Source organism: Variovorax sp. RTB1 (assembly GCF_035018765.1).
GTDB lineage: Bacteria > Pseudomonadota > Gammaproteobacteria > Burkholderiales > Burkholderiaceae_C > Variovorax.
Genome location: NZ_JASJXG010000012.1, coordinates 40,973 through 58,020, shown reverse-complemented (window position 1 = coordinate 58,020; position 17,048 = coordinate 40,973). Strand labels below are relative to the sequence as shown.

19 protein-coding genes are annotated in these 17,048 nt (G+C 63.2%); 5 read left to right on the top strand and 14 right to left on the bottom strand.

Annotated elements, in window-relative coordinates; translation table 11 throughout:
• Positions 1–33 precede the first annotated feature (33 nt).
• Positions 34–2,004 (bottom strand): DEAD/DEAH box helicase, encoded by a 1,971-nt coding sequence (locus tag QN397_RS10340; protein WP_323496563.1) that lies wholly within the window; start codon positions 2,002–2,004, stop codon positions 34–36.
• A gap of 264 nt (positions 2,005–2,268) precedes the next feature.
• Positions 2,269–2,901 (bottom strand): oligoribonuclease, encoded by a 633-nt coding sequence (gene orn, locus QN397_RS10335; RefSeq protein ID WP_323496564.1) that lies wholly within the window; start codon positions 2,899–2,901, stop codon positions 2,269–2,271.
• Positions 2,902–2,959: 58 nt separating this feature from the next.
• On the opposite strand from orn, the gene QN397_RS10330 reads away from it, so the two are divergent.
• Genes QN397_RS10330 through rsgA form a run of 3 tightly spaced genes read left to right on the top strand, consistent with a single transcriptional unit; the run spans position 2,960 to position 5,577 of the window.
• On the top strand, positions 2,960–4,231 hold the full coding sequence (locus tag QN397_RS10330; protein ID WP_323496565.1) for a M48 family metallopeptidase: 1,272 nt from the start codon (positions 2,960–2,962) through the stop codon (positions 4,229–4,231).
• A 27-nt stretch (positions 4,232–4,258) separates the two neighbouring features.
• Entirely contained in the window at positions 4,259–4,600 is a 342-nt protein-coding gene (locus QN397_RS10325; protein WP_323496566.1) for a 4a-hydroxytetrahydrobiopterin dehydratase, read from the top strand.
• A gap of 26 nt (positions 4,601–4,626) precedes the next feature.
• Positions 4,627–5,577, top strand: coding sequence for a ribosome small subunit-dependent GTPase A (gene rsgA / locus QN397_RS10320; protein WP_323496712.1), 951 nt, complete (start codon positions 4,627–4,629; stop codon positions 5,575–5,577).
• Here the strand turns inward: rsgA and QN397_RS10315 are convergent.
• The 8 genes from QN397_RS10315 to rpsP form a co-directional block, all read right to left on the bottom strand.
• Positions 5,571–6,608 (bottom strand): TraB/GumN family protein, encoded by a 1,038-nt coding sequence (locus QN397_RS10315; protein WP_323496567.1) that lies wholly within the window; start codon positions 6,606–6,608, stop codon positions 5,571–5,573. The genes rsgA and QN397_RS10315 overlap by 7 nt on opposite strands.
• The gene (hisC, locus tag QN397_RS10310; protein WP_323500853.1) at positions 6,608–7,696 is read right to left on the bottom strand and encodes a histidinol-phosphate transaminase; all 1,089 of its coding nucleotides are present in this window, start codon (positions 7,694–7,696) and stop codon (positions 6,608–6,610) included. Before hisC ends, QN397_RS10315 begins: the two co-directional genes overlap by 1 nt.
• Before the next feature lie 5 nt (positions 7,697–7,701).
• Positions 7,702–8,703: a CobD/CbiB family protein gene (locus tag QN397_RS10305; protein WP_323496568.1), complete on the bottom strand. Its 1,002-nt coding sequence runs from the start codon at positions 8,701–8,703 to the stop codon at positions 7,702–7,704.
• A gap of 40 nt (positions 8,704–8,743) precedes the next feature.
• Positions 8,744–9,472 (bottom strand): CoA pyrophosphatase, encoded by a 729-nt coding sequence (locus tag QN397_RS10300; protein ID WP_323496569.1) that lies wholly within the window; start codon positions 9,470–9,472, stop codon positions 8,744–8,746.
• A gap of 191 nt (positions 9,473–9,663) precedes the next feature.
• Positions 9,664–10,056 carry a 50S ribosomal protein L19 gene (rplS, locus tag QN397_RS10295; RefSeq protein ID WP_187052653.1) on the bottom strand — a complete coding sequence of 131 codons (393 nt, stop codon included), beginning with the start codon at positions 10,054–10,056 and terminating at the stop codon, positions 9,664–9,666.
• A gap of 113 nt (positions 10,057–10,169) precedes the next feature.
• The gene (trmD, locus tag QN397_RS10290; protein WP_323496570.1) at positions 10,170–10,925 is read right to left on the bottom strand and encodes a tRNA (guanosine(37)-N1)-methyltransferase TrmD; all 756 of its coding nucleotides are present in this window, start codon (positions 10,923–10,925) and stop codon (positions 10,170–10,172) included.
• 31 nt (positions 10,926–10,956) lie between these two features.
• Positions 10,957–11,508 (bottom strand): ribosome maturation factor RimM, encoded by a 552-nt coding sequence (rimM, locus tag QN397_RS10285; RefSeq protein ID WP_323496571.1) that lies wholly within the window; start codon positions 11,506–11,508, stop codon positions 10,957–10,959.
• Between the two features lie 13 nt (positions 11,509–11,521).
• Positions 11,522–11,785, bottom strand: coding sequence for a 30S ribosomal protein S16 (rpsP, locus tag QN397_RS10280; RefSeq protein ID WP_187052656.1), 264 nt, complete (start codon positions 11,783–11,785; stop codon positions 11,522–11,524).
• Positions 11,786–11,991: 206 nt separating this feature from the next.
• On the opposite strand from rpsP, the gene QN397_RS10275 reads away from it, so the two are divergent.
• Together QN397_RS10275 and QN397_RS10270 are read left to right on the top strand one after the other, a co-directional pair.
• Positions 11,992–12,516, top strand: a complete 525-nt coding sequence (locus QN397_RS10275; protein ID WP_323496572.1) for a GNAT family N-acetyltransferase — start codon at positions 11,992–11,994, stop codon at positions 12,514–12,516.
• Positions 12,517–12,525: 9 nt separating this feature from the next.
• Positions 12,526–12,972 carry a hypothetical protein gene (locus QN397_RS10270; protein WP_323496573.1) on the top strand — a complete coding sequence of 149 codons (447 nt, stop codon included), beginning with the start codon at positions 12,526–12,528 and terminating at the stop codon, positions 12,970–12,972.
• Between the two features lie 36 nt (positions 12,973–13,008).
• Here QN397_RS10270 and QN397_RS10265 read toward each other — a convergent pair whose 3' ends face one another.
• The 4 genes from QN397_RS10265 to pcnB all read right to left on the bottom strand — a co-directional run bounded on the left by QN397_RS10265 (position 13,009) and on the right by pcnB (position 17,042).
• Positions 13,009–14,019, bottom strand: coding sequence for an anion permease (locus tag QN397_RS10265; protein WP_323496574.1), 1,011 nt, complete (start codon positions 14,017–14,019; stop codon positions 13,009–13,011).
• A gap of 14 nt (positions 14,020–14,033) precedes the next feature.
• Complete coding sequence (locus tag QN397_RS10260) at positions 14,034–14,678, bottom strand: DUF47 domain-containing protein (protein WP_187052660.1); 645 nt, start codon at positions 14,676–14,678, stop codon at positions 14,034–14,036.
• A gap of 94 nt (positions 14,679–14,772) precedes the next feature.
• Positions 14,773–15,375: a 2-amino-4-hydroxy-6-hydroxymethyldihydropteridine diphosphokinase gene (gene folK, locus QN397_RS10255; RefSeq protein WP_187052661.1), complete on the bottom strand. Its 603-nt coding sequence runs from the start codon at positions 15,373–15,375 to the stop codon at positions 14,773–14,775.
• Entirely contained in the window at positions 15,372–17,042 is a 1,671-nt protein-coding gene (gene pcnB, locus QN397_RS10250; RefSeq protein ID WP_323496575.1) for a polynucleotide adenylyltransferase PcnB, read from the bottom strand. Before pcnB ends, folK begins: the two co-directional genes overlap by 4 nt.
• Positions 17,043–17,048 lie beyond the last annotated feature (6 nt).

The following is a 17,048-nucleotide window of genomic DNA, read 5'->3' as shown; positions in this document are numbered from 1 at the left end:
GATCAAGCGCCATTGCGGGCGCTGACATTCGGTTTAGCGCGTCGGCTTGAACGGAGCGCGCTTGGCAGCTTCACGAGGAACGAACACCTTGCCGGCACCACCGTGGCCTGCACCATGACCAGCGCTTGCGCCGCGGGGCGCGAAGCCCTCGCTGCGACCACCGCCAGCACCACCGCGCGGTGCGCCGTCGCCGAATCCGGGCTTGCGACCGTAGCCGCCGCCTTCTTCGCGAGCGCCACCACCGAAGCCGGCATTGTTACCGCCGCCGAAGCCGCTGTTGCCGCCACTGTTGCCCTGGTAGTTGCCACGCGGGCCCGGTGCGCTCGGACCACGCGGAGCGCGGTCGTTGAAGCCGGTCGCACCAGCGTAGTTGCTGCTGCCGCCACCAAAGCCGCCGCCATTGCCGCCGAAGCCACCACGATGGCCGCCAGCGCCACCACCGCCGCCGAACTTGCGGTCACGCGAATGGTTGTCACGGCTGTCGCGGGCACCGCCGCGGAACTCGCCCATCGGCGGGCGCGATTGCGGCATGCGCTGTTGCGGTTCCAAGCCGGGAATCGTCTCGGAGTTGAACTGCTGACGGCTGTACTGCTCGATGTCCATGATCTTGCGGCGATCGCGGAATTCGGCGAACGTGATGGCCAAACCATCGCGCCCTGCACGGCCGGTACGACCGATGCGGTGGGTGTAATCCTCGGCCTTCATCGGCAAGCCGAAGTTGAAGACGTGGGTGATCGTCGGCACGTCGATGCCGCGTGCGGCCACGTCCGTTGCCACCAGGATCTGCACCTGGCCCTGGCGCAGTGCCATCAGGCGACGATTGCGCAGGCCCTGGCTCAGCGCGCCATGCAATGCCACGGCGCTGAAGCCGGTTTGCTGCAGGTCGGCGGCGAGGCCGTCGCACTCGACTTGCGTGCTGGCGAACACGATCGCCTGGTTGATGGTGGTGTCACGCAACCAATGGTCGAGCAGCTTGCGCTTGTGCTGGCTGTTGTCGGCCCAGAACAGCACTTGCTTGATGTTCGCGTGCTTTTCTTGCGGGCTGTCGATGGTGATGCGCTGGGGTTCGCGCATCACGCGCTGGGCCAGTTGCTGAATGCGCGGCGCGAAAGTCGCGCTGAACATCATCGTTTGCTGACGCCCGATCGTGAGCTGGTTCACTTCTGCGAGATCGTCGGAAAAACCGAGGTCAAGCATGCGGTCGGCTTCGTCGACGACCAGGAACTTGACCTGATCGAGCTTGATTTGCATCGAGCGCTGCAGGTCGAGCAAACGACCCGGCGTAGCGACGACGAGGTCGGCGTTCTGCAGCTTGGCGATCTGCAACTGGTAGGGCATGCCGCCCACCACGTTGGCGATGCGCAGGCCGCGGCAATGCTTGACCAGCTCGATGGCGTCGTGTGCGACCTGCTGCGCGAGTTCGCGCGTCGGGCACAGGATCAAGGCGCCTGGCGTGGCAGCCTTGAAGTTGCGGTTGCTGGTCGGGTCTTTGCGCTTCGGCTTCTTGAGCGGCGCTTCACCGCGGGCAGCAGCTTCAGCGGCCTGGCGCTGAAACTCGGCCTTGGCTTCGGCTTCGGCCTCTGCCTGGCGCTTGAGCAGCGTGTGCAGCACAGGCAGCAGGAAAGCGGCGGTCTTGCCGCTGCCGGTCTGGCTCGACACCATCAGGTCGACGAAACGTGCAGCGCCGTTTTGATCGACATCGCCACCCATGGCGAGCGGAATGACCTTGTCTTGCACCGTGGTCGGCTGGGTGAAGCCCAGGTCGGCGACGGCGGCGATCAGTTCAGGTGCGAGGCCGAGACGGACGAAGCCGTTCGGCAGCGCAGGCGCTTCCACGATTGCTTCATCAGCAGCGGTAGCGATTTCGTTGTTTGGTTCGACATCCGACGCAACTGCGTCGAGTGCTTCCAGGATGGGTGCTTCCGACACGGCGTCGGGAGCAACGGAAAATTCAGTGGATTGCACAGGCGCGAATTCGCCCTGCGCTTCAAAAGCGTCGGTCATGATTCAATCTTCATACGCGAGCGCTGCCGTAAGCGGCGCTCCGTTGGTGGTTAAAAACATCAACCATCCAACGACATTCAGCAGAGGCTTTCGCCAGGGCTGCGGCCTTTTTGATTTGCAGCCGGAACCAGAGAAACTGGTTACCGAAAGCAATCGGGCGCGGTGTGCAAGACAGGGAGATGCAAGAGACGCTGCCGTTGCCACCAAAGGCTCACCGCAGCGAAGCCATCGATTATCGCATGGCTCCGGGTTTTTACCTAATCGTCAGTCGGTCAAACGCAGAAAGGTGGTGCGGTAATGCGCCAGCTCTTCGATCGACTCGTGCACGTCGGCCAAAGCGGTGTGCGCTTGCTGCTTCTTGAAGCTGCTGTACGCACTCGGCTTCCAGCGCTTGGCCAGTTCCTTCAACGTGCTGACATCAAGGTTGCGGTAGTGAAAGTACGCCTCGAGCTTCGGCATGTACTTGACCAGAAACCGCCGGTCCTGACCGATGGTGTTGCCGCACATCGGCGAGCTGGTCTTGGGAATGTATTTAGAGATGAACTCGAGCATCTGCTGCTCGGCCGCCGCTTCGTCGAGCGTCGACGCTTTCACCTTGTCGACCAGGCCGCTACGGCCATGCGTGCCTTTGTTCCACGCATCCATGGCGTCGAGCACTTCGTCGGTCTGGTGAATGACCAGCACGGGGCCTTCGATCCGAGGCGTCAGATCAGGACCGGTGACGACAACGGCGATCTCGAGCAAGCGCTCTTTTTCCGGATCGAGGCCGCTCATCTCGCAATCGAGCCAGACCAGGTTCAGGTCGCTCTTTTTAAGCGTTACGGGCGCTGCGGCGGACGTCGGTGTCGCAGTTGCAGCAGTGGTCGGAGCACCAGTCGAATCAGTAGGTTCAGGCATCGGGGGATTGTCACCGATGACCTGCGAGGCGCAGGTGCGGGGACTAAACTCGTGGCCCATGTCCTCATCGATGATCTTTACTGTCGCCTTCGCCGCTGCGCTGGTTGCCGGCCTGCTCGTGAAGTTCTGGCTCGCCTCACGGCAGATGCGCCACGTCGCCCGGCACCGCAACAACGTGCCGACGCCGTTCGCTCAAACCATCAGCCTCGCGGCGCACCAGAAAGCGGCCGACTACACCATCGCCAAGTCGCGCTTCGGCTTGATCGAAATGGCGTGGGGCGCCGTAATTTTGCTGGGCTGGACGCTGCTCGGTGGCCTCGATGTGGTCAACAAGCTGCTGCTCGCTTGGCTTGGCGGCGGCATGACCCAGCAATTGGCGCTGCTCGTCGCGTTCGCGGCGATCGGTGGCTTGCTCGAACTGCCCTTCACGCTCTGGCAAACCTTCAGGTTGGAAGAGCGCTTCGGCTTCAACAAGATGACGCTCAAGCTGTGGCTGGCCGATGCAGTGAAGTCGACGGTGCTGGGCACGGTGATCGGCCTGCCCATCGCTGCGTTGATCCTCTGGCTGATGGGCGCAGCCGGCACCTTCTGGTGGCTTTGGGCCTGGTGCGCGTGGATGGGTTTTAACCTGCTGCTCATGCTGATCTACCCCAGCTTCATCGCGCCGCTCTTCAACAAGTTCAAGCCGCTCGACGACCCCACGCTGCAGGCGCGCGTGACCGCGTTGATGAAGCGTTGCGGCTTCGCGGCCAAAGGCCTGTTCGTGATGGACGGCAGCACGCGCAGCGCGCATGCCAACGCGTACTTCACCGGCTTTGGTGCAAGCAAGCGCGTTGTGTTCTACGACACATTGCTACGCCAGCTGAGCGCCTCCGAGGTCGAGGCCGTGCTCGCACACGAACTCGGACACTTCAAGCACAAGCACATCGTGAAGCGACTGGTCGCCATGTTCGCCTTGAGCCTCGCAGGCTTCGCGTTGCTGGGTTTGGTCTCGTTGCAGAGCTGGTTCTTTGCCGGTCTGGGCGTGCAGCCCAACATGGGTTCGCCCAACAGCGCGTTGGCCCTGCTGCTTTTCATGATCGCTGTGCCGGTCTTCGGCTTCTTCGTGGCGCCGCTGTCGGCACGCCTGTCGCGCAAGCACGAGTTCGAAGCCGACGCGTATGCCGTCTCGCAAAGCAGTGGCGCCGACCTGTCTGCCGCACTGCTCAAGCTCTATCAGGACAACGCCTCGACGCTCACGCCTGACCCGGTGTTCGTCAAGTTCTACTATTCGCATCCGCCCGCCTCCGAGCGCCTGCAACGCATGGCGCTCGTGCCGGCAACAGCCTGACCCTGAAAGCGCACCATGAGCAACAGCATGTTCAAACCCAAAGATTGGAAAGTCTTGCCGCGCAGAGCATTGACTGCGACCGAGATCGTCGCCAGCCTGTCGAAGCTCGCCGGCTGGAAGCTGAGCGGCGACGGCGCGGATGTTGTCATCGAAAAGACGTACAGCTTCAATAACTACTTCGAGACGATGGCGTTCGTGAATGCGCTGGCCCTCATCGCCCACATGCAAGACCATCACCCCGATCTGTCGGTGCACTACAACCGATGCGTGGTGCGCTTCAACACACATGACGTGAGCGGGCTTTCAGCTACCGACTTCGACTGCGCCCGCCAAGCCGATGCGCTGCTGTCGACCGCTTCCACCGCATGAGAATTGCTGCATGAGCCATATCAGGTATCGCGCCATTGGCTAAGCAGCCACGCGATCTTCCCGGCGGCGCCACCCTGCGCGATGGCCTCGTCATCGCTGCCCACGGTCGTCACTGCCTCGTCGAAACGCCCGAGGGCGAACGCCTCATTTGCCACCCGCGTGGCAAGAAGAGCCAGTCGGTCGTCGGTGACCGCGTGCGCTGGCAAGCGACCGAAGACGAAGGCACCATCGAGCAGGTGCTGCCGCGTCGCAACCTCTTCTATCGGCAAGACGAGATCCGCACCAAGTCGTTCGCGGCCAACCTCGACCACGTGCTGATCCTGATCGCCGCCGAGCCTGATTTTTCAGAGCATCAACTTGCGCGAGCGTTGATCGCTGCCGAGGCTGAGCGCATCACACCGATCATCGCGCTCAACAAGAGCGACTTGGCGCTGCCCTTCGAACGCGCCTGGGCAAAGCTGTTGCCTTACCGGCGAATGCAGCATGGCGTGCTGCCGTTGTCTCTGAAGGCATCGGGCGAGGCCGATCGCGAATCGCTGATGAAGTTGCTGGCCGGTAAAACCACGCTGGTACTCGGCCCTTCGGGCGCGGGCAAGAGCACGCTTATCAACCTGCTGGTGCCCGGCGCCACCGCACTGACCCGCGAAATTTCGCAGGCGCTGAATTCGGGCAAGCACACCACCACCAGCACGACCTGGTACTGGGTCGATGCCGACCACACCACCGGACTGATCGACTCGCCGGGGTTCCAGGAGTTCGGCCTGCATCACATCTCGCCGACGCAGCTCACCGGCCTGATGCCCGATATCGCCGCGCACGCGAACAACTGCAAGTTCTACAACTGCACGCATCTGCACGAACCGGGCTGCGGTGTCATTGCGAATGTAGAAACCGCCGACAAACCGGGCGCCATCAGCGCGACTCGCTACAAGATATACGGCGAATTGTTTGCCGAGTTGAGCCAGACGCGCTACTGAGCAGGCAGTGAGTTAGGAGCGGCGCGCGGTAGGACAGCCGCACCCGATGCGAACGCCACGCGCTCCACCCGGTAGCCGCGCTGGCGCAAGAGCCCTGGCAGGCCGGCGGGCCCGATCATGTGAAGCGCGCCCACCGCGGCGAATACGCTGCGGCCTTTTTTGTGCAGCGCATCGATGGCACCAGCGAGCGCCGGATTGCGGTCGTCGATCAAGCGCCTGATCGCGGCGATCTCTTTTGGCGTGGTCATGCAATCGCACCACTGTGCGTAGCTTTCGAGTCTGGACAAATCCGACTCCGCCCAGGTCGTCAGCAGCGTTCGGGTCAAGGCTTTGGAGCGATCTCCTTCCAGCGCGTCGAGCGCATCCGTGATCTCGTCGACGTCGACCACCGCATCCGGACCAAGCATCGCATCGGCCTGTACCTCCGGCGTTTCGAGCGAGACGATCGGCTTGCGTTCGGCGCGTGCCTGCTCGGCCAGCATCTGGTCGGCACCGTACTCGAAGTACAAGCCATCGGCACGCAGGCCGATCAATTCGATGGTGCTCAGCAACATCGAGGGGTGCATTTTTCCGACCAAGGTTTCGGGCAGGCAAACGCGTGCCAGCTGCGCATTCACCCGCGGCACGAGCGCCGTCGGCACGTCGCCAGCGTGGCGCGAGATAAGCTTCGCGAATCGCTGCTGGATCGAAGGATCGTCGACGTCCATTTCCAGCGCGAGCGTCTTGCTGGCGCGCAAGGCCGCAGCAGTCTTTGGTCCCGGCAACGCCCAGTCCTGCTTGTTGATATGGATCGTTCCATAGAGCCATGACGTGTGGCTGGCCGTACTGATGCGCCAAAGAAAACCGCGATCGCGCGGTTCGCCCAGCGTCGGCGTCAGCTGACCTGCAGCCAGTTTCGGCGCGGGCGGACATTCGGCCCCATGCGCCGCGCTCGCCCACAGCGAAAGCCACGCGACGACGAACACTAAGGCAGCGATCCAGCGACCACCGTAGCGGCGACCATGATCGACACCGAGACCGGCGCAGGACATCAGCCGAGCACGGTCTGCAGCGCATCGATCAGCGTGCTGCACTGATCGCGCGTGCCAATGCTGATACGCAGGTACTGGTCGATGCGCGGCTGTGCGAAATGGCGCACAAGCACGGCCCGTTCCCGCAGCGCGGCAGCGAGCATGGCTGCATCGTGATCAGCATGGCGCACGAAGACGAAGTTGGCTTGTGACGGCAGCACTTCGAAGCCCAGATCTTCCAGCTGCAAGCTGAGGCCCTCGCGCGTGTCCATCACCGCTTTGCGCGTGGATTCGAAGTAGCGCTCGTCCTCGATCGCCGCGACGGCGCCAGCGCTCGCGAGGCGATCGAGTGGATACGAGTTGAAGCTGTCTTTGACGCGCGTCAACGCGTCGATCAGATGCGACTGTCCGCAGGCGAAGCCGACACGCAATCCGGCCAGCGAATGCGACTTCGACAAAGTTCGCACCACGAGCAGGTTCGGATAGAGCGCCACCAGCGGCAATGCACTTTCGCCGCCGAAGTCGACGTAGGCCTCATCGACCAGCACGACGCGATGCGGGCAGGCCATCAGCAATTGCTCGATGCGCTCGAGCGGCAGGCCGATGCCGGTCGGTGCATTCGGGTTGGCTATGACGATGCCGGCACAGCCGTCGACAGACTGCGCGCGCGCAGCTAGCGCATCGACGTCGATGCGCAGGTCATCATCCACTGGCTGCAGCTCGCAGGCGATGCCATAGAGCTGCGCGTACACCTTGTAGAAGCTGTAGGTGATGTCGGGAAGGAGCAGCGGTTCAGCCTGCTGAAAGAAAGCAAAGAACGCGTGCGCAAGCACTTCGTCCGATCCGTTGCCGACGAAAACCTGCTGCGCGTTCAACCCATGTCGATGCGCGATGGCTTCACGCAACGCCATCGAAGTCGGATCGGGGTAGCGCTCCAGCCCGCTTTCAGACGCACGCTGTATCGCATCGATGGCAAGCGGTGACGGCGGGTACGGGTTCTCGTTGGTGTTGAGCTTGACGAGGTTGTCGATGCGTGGCTGCTCGCCGGGCACGTACGGCTGCAGTGCCGCGATGCGCGGGCTCCAGAAGCCCGACTTCGGCGCGCCCAACGCGGTCAACCAAGCAGGCGCGCCAGCGTCAACAGCGCCAGCAACACCATCCACATCACGACCGATCGCCACACCAGGCCGACCACACTGCGTAGATGCGCCGGCTCGGGCTCGCGGCCCGGCGTGCTTCCGCTGTCGAAGGTGCGCGCGCTCAGCAGAGGGTCGCCGGCCTGGGCGCGCTGCAACGGATCGGTGATCGGCACCGGGCTGAGCGTACCGCCGCCTAGCCGCACATTCACTGCGCCCGAGGTCGCCGCGAGGATCACGCCGTCGTTCGGATCAGGGAAGCGACTCGCGTCGTTGCGCCAGCAATCGATCGCCTCTTCGAAGCTGCCGACCACCGCGAAGCCGAGCGCCGTGATTCGCGCCGGTAGCCAGTCGATGGCGCCCCACGCACGGTGCGCCGCCTGTTGCACCCACACGCTCGACGGCTGGTTCGTCGCGCCGCTCTTGTGCGCCCAATAGCGCGCCACGAACTCGCTCATGCGATAGAAGACAGCACCGGCTGGCCCCAACCCGAACGCGGCCAGAATCGAAAACCACGCCAGCACGCCGAACACGTGTCGGTGAGCAGCAATGACCGAATGCTCGATCACATGACGCACGATTTCGCTGCGCGGCAAGTCGGCTGCGTCGACACGCTGCCAATGCGCCAGCAGCGATCGGGCGAGCGGCTCATCGCCATCGTCGAGCGCATCGCGAATGCCGGTGAAGTGATGGCTGAACTGCCGAAAGCCCAAGGTGACATAAAGCACCGCGATGCTCCACAGTACGGCAAAAGGCAAGCCCAGGGTGAGCACCAAAAGCCAGTGCACGCCGAGTGCGATCAGCGTCGGTATGAACACGGAAATGGCCCATGCGATCCACCCGTGATGCGGCTTGCCCGCGTCGAAATTGCGGCTGATCCAGCGCGTCCAGGCGAGCACGCCGCCGTAGATCGGGTTATGAAAGGCGAGCGGCCGCACCTGTTCGATCAGCAACGCGCACAGGATGGCAAAAAAGCTCATCCTTCGATGATAGCGACGAGGGCTTTTGCGACAACGGTTATCAGGCGATCATGAAGCGATAGAGATTGCGCAGCATGCCGGCCGTGGCGCCCCAAACGAAGCGCTCGTGCGCACCGTCCTGGTAAGGCATCGAGAACCACTCGCGCCGCTGCGATTCGCCATCGGATGATTGCCACACAATGCTGTGACGACGGTGGTTCGCAGGGTTCATGAGGAACGCCAGCGGCACTTCGAACGAGTCCGCGACTTCGTAGGGGTTGATTGTGAGCTCGAACCCCGGCTTCACCAGCGCGACCACTGGCGTGATGATGAAAGAAGTGCCAGTGGTGTAAGTTGGCAAGCTGCCCAGCACCTCGATGAAACGCGACTCCAATCCGACCTCTTCCCACGCTTCGCGCATCGCCGCCGCGGCGACGTTAATGTCTTCCGGATCGACGCGGCCACCCGGGAACGCCACCTGGCCGGAGTGGGTCGACAGATGCGTCGTGCGCTCGGTCAGCAGCACCGTCGGCACCTCGCGCATGACAATCGGAACCAGCACCGCTGCCTGAGCCGGCACGCGGTCGGCAAAGCGCGGCTCGCGCCGCACTTCAGGCGACCAGTTTGGCGGCGTCCCAAAGCGCGCACGCAACGCGAGGTCTGTCAGCTGCGACGCAGCGACTACGGGCAACTGGTGGTCGACGGCCATAACGGGCACGGTGCGTGGATCGAACGATGGCATGGGCACGAAAGGCGCCGCGTTGATCGGTTCGATAGGGTCGGATTGCATGGAAAAAAATAGGGATCGGCTTAGATGGTGAGAGCCTGAAACGGCACAAAAGACGCAGAGGTCACAGAACGCACCAACCATAACGCGCAACGACGAAGACTGCCGTCGCGTCCGACCAATCGAGGCGCCAATGCAAAAAGCCGCCATAACGGCGGCTTTTCGATGCACAGGAACAAATGCCTGCAGGCTGCTTATTGCGCCGCGGCTGCCGGTGCGGCAGTCTTGCTGCGAAGTTGCAGCTTTTCCTTGATGCGTGCTGAACGACCGCTGCGCTCGCGCAGGTAGTACAGCTTGGCGCGACGGACGTCACCGCGGCGCTTGACTTCAATGGCGGCGATCAGCGGGCTGTAGGTCTGGAACGTACGCTCCACGCCTTCGCCGCTCGAAATCTTGCGCACCGTGAAGCCGCTGTTGAGGCCGCGGTTGCGCTTGGCGATCACGACGCCTTCGTAGGCTTGGATACGCTTACGGGTACCTTCGACGACGTTCACGCTGACGATGACCGTGTCACCGGGCATGAAAACGGGGATCTTTTTGTCGAGGCGGACGATTTCTTCCTGCTCGAGGGTTTCGATGAGATTCATGACTTTCCTGATGTCGATCGTGCTCGCGCTACACAAAAGGCGTTTGGCGGGTTCGACTCTGAAAGAGTCGAGGTACGTCACGCGGCCGGGCAGAGGATCGAGGGAGCCTTAAATTATAGCTTTTTCTTCAAAGCCGTCTCGTCGGCCGCATCCAGACGACCAGCTGCGCGCGCTGCCTCGATAAGCTCGGGGCGTCGAGCCGCCGTGATCGCAAGGCTTTGATCGCGCCGCCAACGCTCGATCTGCATGTGGTGACCAGACATCAACGGCGTTGGGACGCTCACGCCGTTCCATTGCTCGGGGCGCGTGTAGTGCGGGCAGTCCAGCAAGCCATCGAGGGTCGGGTTGAAACTGTCCTGCGCATGACTGGCCTCGTCGCCGAGCACGCCAGGTTGCAGACGGGCGACGGCATCGAGCAAGGCCATCGCGGCGATCTCTCCACCCGACAGCACGAAGTCCCCGAGGCTGATCTGATGCGTGACGCGCGCATCGATAAAGCGCTGGTCGATCCCTTCGTAGCGGCCGCAGATCAAGACCGCGCCGTCGCCGGCAGACCAATGCTCGACCGATGCGTGGCGCAGAACTTCGCCAATCGGCGAGAACAGCACGACCGGTACGGCGACGGACGAGTCTCCGCGGGCAGCCAGCGCCGCATCGAGACAGGCCATGAGCGGTTCGGCCATCATGACCATGCCCGGACCGCCGCCAAAGGGTCGATCGTCGACGCGCTTGTAGTTGCCTTGCGCAAAATTGCGCGGATTCCAGAGGACGACCTCGACCTGCTTCGATTCGTAAGCGCGACGCGTGACACCGCTCGCGAAGAAGGGCGCGAACAGTTCGGGAAACAGCGTGATGAGGTCGAAGCGCATGGCGGTTCGATGAGCGACTAACGCGCGGCGCCTAGTACTCGGGCTGCCAGTCGACCGTGATCAGCCGGCCGGCAAGGTCGACCTTGTCGACGTAGACGGACACGAACGGCACCATGCGTTCAATCGGCTTGCCGTCTTCTTCAGCGGTCAACACCAGCGTGGTTTGCGGACCCGTCGCAAGCAGTTCACGCACGCTGCCGAGCGCTATGCCTTCGCGATTGACGACGTCGAGACCGATCAAATCGACCCAGTAGTACTCGTCTTCAGCCGCAGTCGGAAAGCTAGAACGCGGTACGAAAACGCGCGCGCCTCGCAGCGCTTCAGCCGCGGTCCGGTCAGGCACCTCGTCAGAGTGCGCGACGACCCAATTGGAATGTTCTTTGGCCTCGCGAATCGCGAGCTTGAAGGGGCCGGAAGTTCCGCCAGGCGGCTGGATGAACCAGCGCTTGGAAGAAAAAAGCGCCTCGGGTTGGGCGCTGTGGGGCATGACCTTAAACCAGCCTTTGATGCCCCAGGCATCGGCAATGCGCCCCACCTCGATCGCGTCCGCCGGCAGTGCGGCGGCTTCGAGCGTGGGCAGCATTACCTACCGCCGATCAGGCTGCTGCCTTGGGTGCCGCAGCAGCGGCTTGCTTGACCAGACGCATCACGGTCGGAGAAGCCTGTGCGCCGACGCCGGTCCAGTAAGCCAGGCGGTCCGATGAAATGCGGATGCTCTCTTCGTTTTCCTTGGCGGCCGGGTTGTAAAAACCCAGACGCTCGATGAAACGGCCATCGCGGCGAACGCGCTTGTCCGACACGACGATATTGAAAAACGGACGGCCTTTGGAGCCGCCGCGGGAGAGTCGAATGACGACCATGATTTATCCTTCGGGTGGTGCAGCAAGCCGGGAAAATCCCGATAACGCTTGCACACGGTGTTCTTCCAGCGTCGAGACACGCGACATGGCCACCCGGCCAGCGACACGCTGAAAAGCCCACGATTATAGCCCGCCCACCTGATTTTCAGACTCGGCCCGTCCCGCCGCCGTACCTCGTCCACCACAAATTGCCTCGCAGGCTCCTGATGACCACCATTCGCCCCAGCCGTGAAGACGATCTGCACGCCATCACCGCGATCTACGCCCACCATGTGCTGCACGGCACAGGCACCTTCGAAACCGATCCACCCACGGTGGCAGACATGACCGCGCGCCGCGCCGATGTGCTGTCCAAAGACCTGCCCTATCTGGTGGCAGAAGGCGACACCGGCGAGGTGCTCGGTTTTGCGTACTGCAATTGGTTCAAGCCACGGCCGGCGTACCGATACTCGGCGGAGGATTCGATCTATCTCGCCGAGAGCGCCCGCGGCCAGGGACTCGGCACTCAGTTGCTGGAGGCGTTGATGCGTGCAGCCGAAGCGGTCGGCGTGCGCAAACTCATCGCGGTCATCGGCGATTCGGCCAACCTCGGCTCGGTCGGCGTCCATCGAGCACGAGGCTTTTCACACGTCGGCGTGTTGAAGGATTGCGGCTGGAAGTTCGGTCAATGGCGAGACGTGGTGTTGATGGACAAGGTTTTAGGCCAGGGCAGCGACACCGCGCCGGAGTAAAAAGGCGCGATGAAAAACAAGACCCTGGCCGCGTGGCTTGCCTTTGTCGGCGGCCCGCTCGGCCTGCACCGCTTCTACCTGCGTGGCCTTGGCGACATGCTTGGCTGGCTTCTGCCCATTCCGACAGCGCTGGGCCTCTACGGCATAGAACGCGCGCGGCTCAACGGTCTGGATGACCAATGGAGCTGGCTGCTCATCCCATTGATCGGTTTCACCATCGCTGGGTGCGCGTTGACCGCGATCATCTACGGCCTGATGACGCCTGAAAAATGGAACGGGCGCTTCAACGCCGGAGCGGCACCCGATGCACCTTCCGGGCAAACCGGATGGCTCACCATCGGCGCCATCGTCGTGTCGTTGCTGATCGGCACGACGGTCCTCATGTCGAGCATTGCTTTCAGCTTTCAGCGCTACTTCGAATACCAGGTCGAAGAAGGCCGAAAGATGTCGCAGTAACTTTTCGCCCGCTGCGCGCCAGCCCTCGATCGGCTGCTAAAAAATCTGCAGGCTGATCCAGTAGGCGATTGCAGCGACGAAAGCCGATGCAGGAATGGTGAAGACCCACGCCCACACGATGTTGCCCGCCACGCCCCAGCGCACGGCACTGGCACGCTGAGTGGCGCCGACGCCGACGATAGCGCCCGTGATGGTGTGCGTCGTCGACACCGGAACACCCAGAGCGGTTGCAAGAAACAAGGTGAGCGCCCCACCCGTCTCCGCACAGAAACCGCCGACCGGCTTGAGCTTGGTGATCCGCTGCCCCATGGTCTTCACGATGCGCCAGCCGCCGAACATCGTGCCGAGCGCGATCGCGGTGTAGCAGCACACGATGGTCCAAGTCGGCGGACTGGCGTCGTTGGCATTGGCATAGCCGGTGGCGATCAGCAGCATCCAGATGATGCCGATGGTTTTTTGCGCATCATTGCCGCCGTGGCCCAGGCTGTAGGCGCCGGCCGAGACGAGTTGCAGCCGGCGGAACCACCGGTCGACCCGCGATGGCGTCGATCGGCGAAACACCCAGGCGACCAGGATCATCATGAAGGAGCCGAGCAAAAAACCGAGCAGCGGCGACACGAAGATGAAGGCCACGGTCTTCCAGATTCCCGAAGCCACCAGCGCACTCGAGCCGGCCTTGGCGATCACCGCGCCGACGATGCCACCGATGAGCGCATGCGAAGAACTGCTCGGAATGCCGTAGTACCAGGTGGCGAGGTTCCAGCTGATGGCGCCGATCAGCGCACCGAACACCACGTGCACGTCGATCACGCTCGGCTGCGCGATGCCTTTGCCGACAGTCGCCGCCACGCTCAGGTGAAAGACGAAGATCGCCACCAGATTGAAGAACGCCGCGAAGACCACCGCCTGCCCCGGCTTCAACACACCAGTCGACACGACCGTCGCGATCGAATTCGCGGCGTCGTGAAACCCGTTCATGAAGTCGAACAGGATCGCCAGCACGACGAGCAAAACCACGACCCACAGGCTGACCTGAACTGCTGCCATGCGCGCTTACCGGTTCACGAGTTCTCGAGGACGATGCCCTCGATCACGTTCGCCACGTCTTCGCATTTGTCGGTGATGGTTTCGAGAAGTTCGTAGATGGCCTTCAGCTTGATGACTTCGCGCACATCGGGCTCTTCGCGAAAGAGCTTGCTCATGGCGCTGCGCATCACGCGGTCGGCGTCGGATTCGAGCCGGTCGATCTCTTCGCAGGTCTTCAGCACCGCCTCGGCCACGGCCGGGTCGGCGATCTTGCCGAGAAACTTGACTGCGTCTTTCAGGCGGTCGCAGCACTTAACGCTGAGCGCGGTGAGTCGCACGATCTCGTCGGTCATGTGGCGCACGTCGTACAGCGCCATGGTTTCGGCAGAGTCCTGGATCAGATCGGCCACATCGTCCATCGTGTTGATGAGCTTGTGGATCTGCTCGCGATCGATCGGCGTGATGAAGGTCTTGTGGATCAACCGGTTGACGTCGTGCGTCACGCGATCGGCTGCACGCTCGGCATTGTCGACATCGCGGTTGTATTGCTCACGCAGGTGGACATCGTTGTAGTTGGCAACGAGATTCTCGAAAGCACGTGCGGCCTCGACGATGCGCTCGGCGTGCTGGTTGAACATCTCGAAAAAATTCCCCTCGCGGGGCAGCAGCTTGCCGAACATAGCGCTCTCCTGAATGCGCGGCTAACACACGTTCATGACGCCGCTGTGAAAAACCGCGCAAGTGTAATGGCCGGCCGCGAAGGCGGCCGCGCGCTCAGACGATGCGCTTGACCACCTGGCCCGAGACACGCGCCAGCGCGGCAGCAGGCACCTTGTCGGGCGCGATCTCCGCCAGTGGCTTGAGCACGAAGGCGCGTTCGCGCATGCGCGGATGCGGCAGCGTGAGCGTGTCGCTGTTGCGCACCGTGTTGGCATACATCAACAGATCGAGATCGAGCGTGCGCGGTGCATTGGGAAACGGCCGTTCGCGTCCGGCAGCTTCTTCGAGACGCTGCAACGCAGCGAGCAACTGCTCGGCATCGAGGCCGGTGCGCAAGGCCACAACCGCATTCACGAAATCCGGCCCTTCTGCATTGACGGGCTCGCTACGGTAGAGCGACGAGCGTGCGGTGACGACGGTTCGCTGCAACGCGCCGAGCGCAGTCATCGCCTCTTGCACCGTGGCCGCTGCATCGCCCAGGTTGGCGCCGAGCCCGACGTAGGCAGACACCGTCGGGTACTCGTCCCGGCCCCGCCGCACCGGCGCAGCCGAACGCTTCGACGGCGCGCCCTTGCCGCTGGCGGCACGCCGGGGCGGCGCGCCGCGTGGCGGTCCGCTGTTGGGCCGTCCGGCCGGACGCGCTGGAGATCGGCTCATGCTGCTGCAGCGCCCCCATCGCCCTCTGCACCGCCGTCGCTGCCTTCGCCGCCACCGCCCGCGCGCGGCTTGCGCCGGCGACGTCGTTTGCGCGGTGCAGCCGTACCCTCGCCCTCTTGCGGGAACTCACCGCCCGGCGCATCGGCCTCATCGCGTTCACCGCGATCACCGCGATCGTCCTGGTCACCGCCGATACCACGAACATCCTGCGGCTCACGCGGCGCGTTCGGCGACGCACTGTCCTTCGGCAGCGGATCGCGGACGCGCACCCGTTGTCTCGTTTTCTGTTCGTCGCGGACCTGGTCCATCAGGTCTTGCCGGCGCAGGTCGTCTGCCGTGCTGAATTCCTGCCACCACTCGCCGATGGCCTCGCTGATCTCACCGACATCGGCGCGCAACCGCATGAAGTCGAACGCGGCGCGAAAGCGTGCCTGTTCGACCAGGCTGTACGGCGTCGCGCCGCTGCGCTTGTCGAATCGCGGCTGCATCATCCAGATTTCTCGCATGTCGGCGGCCAGCTTGCCGCGACCCGACACGTCGCCGATGCGCGAATTGAAGACATCGTCGATCGCGTCCTGCAGTGCCGGATAGGCCGGCTGGCCGCGTTGTCCGTTGCGGCCTTCGAGTCGCGCTGCCCAGCCGTCGCGCACATCGGCCCACAGCACGCAGGCCAGCAAGAAGCTCGGCGCCACCGGCTTTCCTTCACCGACACGGCGGTCGGTGTCGATCAATGCGGCTTTGACGAAGGCCTGGTCGGCCCGCTCGACCACCACATCGAGCAGCGGATAGATGCCCTTGGCGAGCCCGAGCTTGCGCAGCTGTGCGACTGTTGCAATCGCGTGCCCGGTTTGCAGCAACTTCAGCATCTCGTCGAACAAGCGGCTCTGCGGCACGTCGGCCAGCAGTTTGCTGGACTCGATCAATGGCGCGGCCGTTTTCGCTTCCATCTTGAAGCCGAGCGCAGCCAGCTTGGCCGAGAAACGGATTGCGCGAATGATGCGCACCGGGTCTTCACGGTAGCGCGTGGCCGGGTCGCCGATCATCCGGAGCGTCAGCTTCTGCGCGTCCTTGATGCCGTTGTGATAGTCGACGACCACCTGATTGGCGGGGTCGTAGTACATCGCGTTGACGGTGAAGTCGCGGCGCGCCGCGTCTTCTTCCTGCGGGCCCCAGACGTTGTCGCGCAGCACGCGGCCGCTGGCGTCGACCGCATGTTTCATGCTGGCCAGTTCGCCCTTGCTGGTGCGCTCGTTACCGGCGACCTGCTCGGCGGCGGCGTTGTCCATGTAGGCGCGAAAGGTCGAAACTTCGATCACTTCATGTTCGCGGCCACGGCCGTACACCACGTGCACGATGCGAAAGCGCCGGCCGATGATGAAGGCGCGGCGAAAGAGCCCCTTGACTTGCTCCGGCGTCGCGTTGGTCGCCACGTCGAAGTCCTTGGGCCGCAGGCCGAGCAGCAAGTCGCGCACTGCACCGCCGACGACATACGCCTCAAAGCCGGCCTGTTGAAGCGTGGTGACCACGTTTTTTGCGCGCTCATCGACCAGTGCCGGGTCGATCCCGTGCACCGATGCGGCGACCTCCTGGCGCTTGCCGAAGCGGCTTTTGCCGCGGGAGCCGTCGGCGGATTTGCCGAGCAGTTTGTCGATGAATGTCTTGATCATTGTGTT

Excerpts from the sequence above, each read along its gene's own strand:
- pcnB (WP_323496575.1), bottom strand. The coding sequence starts at position 17,042 with ATGATCAAGACATTCATCGACAAACTGCTCGGCAAATCCGCCGACGGC.
- QN397_RS10275 (WP_323496572.1), top strand. The coding sequence starts at position 11,992 with ATGACCACCATTCGCCCCAGCCGTGAAGACGATCTGCACGCCATCACC.
- QN397_RS10325 (WP_323496566.1), top strand. The coding sequence starts at position 4,259 with ATGTTCAAACCCAAAGATTGGAAAGTCTTGCCGCGCAGAGCATTGACT.
- rpsP (WP_187052656.1), bottom strand. The coding sequence starts at position 11,785 with ATGGTCGTCATTCGACTCTCCCGCGGCGGCTCCAAAGGCCGTCCGTTT.
- QN397_RS10315 (WP_323496567.1), bottom strand. The coding sequence starts at position 6,608 with ATGTCCTGCGCCGGTCTCGGTGTCGATCATGGTCGCCGCTACGGTGGT.
- QN397_RS10340 (WP_323496563.1), bottom strand. The coding sequence starts at position 2,004 with ATGACCGACGCTTTTGAAGCGCAGGGCGAATTCGCGCCTGTGCAATCC.
- QN397_RS10305 (WP_323496568.1), bottom strand. The coding sequence starts at position 8,703 with ATGAGCTTTTTTGCCATCCTGTGCGCGTTGCTGATCGAACAGGTGCGG.
- folK (WP_187052661.1), bottom strand. The coding sequence starts at position 15,375 with ATGAGCCGATCTCCAGCGCGTCCGGCCGGACGGCCCAACAGCGGACCG.
- rimM (WP_323496571.1), bottom strand. The coding sequence starts at position 11,508 with ATGCTGCCCACGCTCGAAGCCGCCGCACTGCCGGCGGACGCGATCGAG.
- QN397_RS10330 (WP_323496565.1), top strand. The coding sequence starts at position 2,960 with ATGTCCTCATCGATGATCTTTACTGTCGCCTTCGCCGCTGCGCTGGTT.
- QN397_RS10265 (WP_323496574.1), bottom strand. The coding sequence starts at position 14,019 with ATGGCAGCAGTTCAGGTCAGCCTGTGGGTCGTGGTTTTGCTCGTCGTG.
- QN397_RS10270 (WP_323496573.1), top strand. The coding sequence starts at position 12,526 with ATGAAAAACAAGACCCTGGCCGCGTGGCTTGCCTTTGTCGGCGGCCCG.
- QN397_RS10260 (WP_187052660.1), bottom strand. The coding sequence starts at position 14,678 with ATGTTCGGCAAGCTGCTGCCCCGCGAGGGGAATTTTTTCGAGATGTTC.
- trmD (WP_323496570.1), bottom strand. The coding sequence starts at position 10,925 with ATGCGCTTCGACCTCATCACGCTGTTTCCCGAACTGTTCGCGCCCTTC.
- orn (WP_323496564.1), bottom strand. The coding sequence starts at position 2,901 with ATGCCTGAACCTACTGATTCGACTGGTGCTCCGACCACTGCTGCAACT.
- QN397_RS10300 (WP_323496569.1), bottom strand. The coding sequence starts at position 9,472 with ATGCAATCCGACCCTATCGAACCGATCAACGCGGCGCCTTTCGTGCCC.
- rplS (WP_187052653.1), bottom strand. The coding sequence starts at position 10,056 with ATGAATCTCATCGAAACCCTCGAGCAGGAAGAAATCGTCCGCCTCGAC.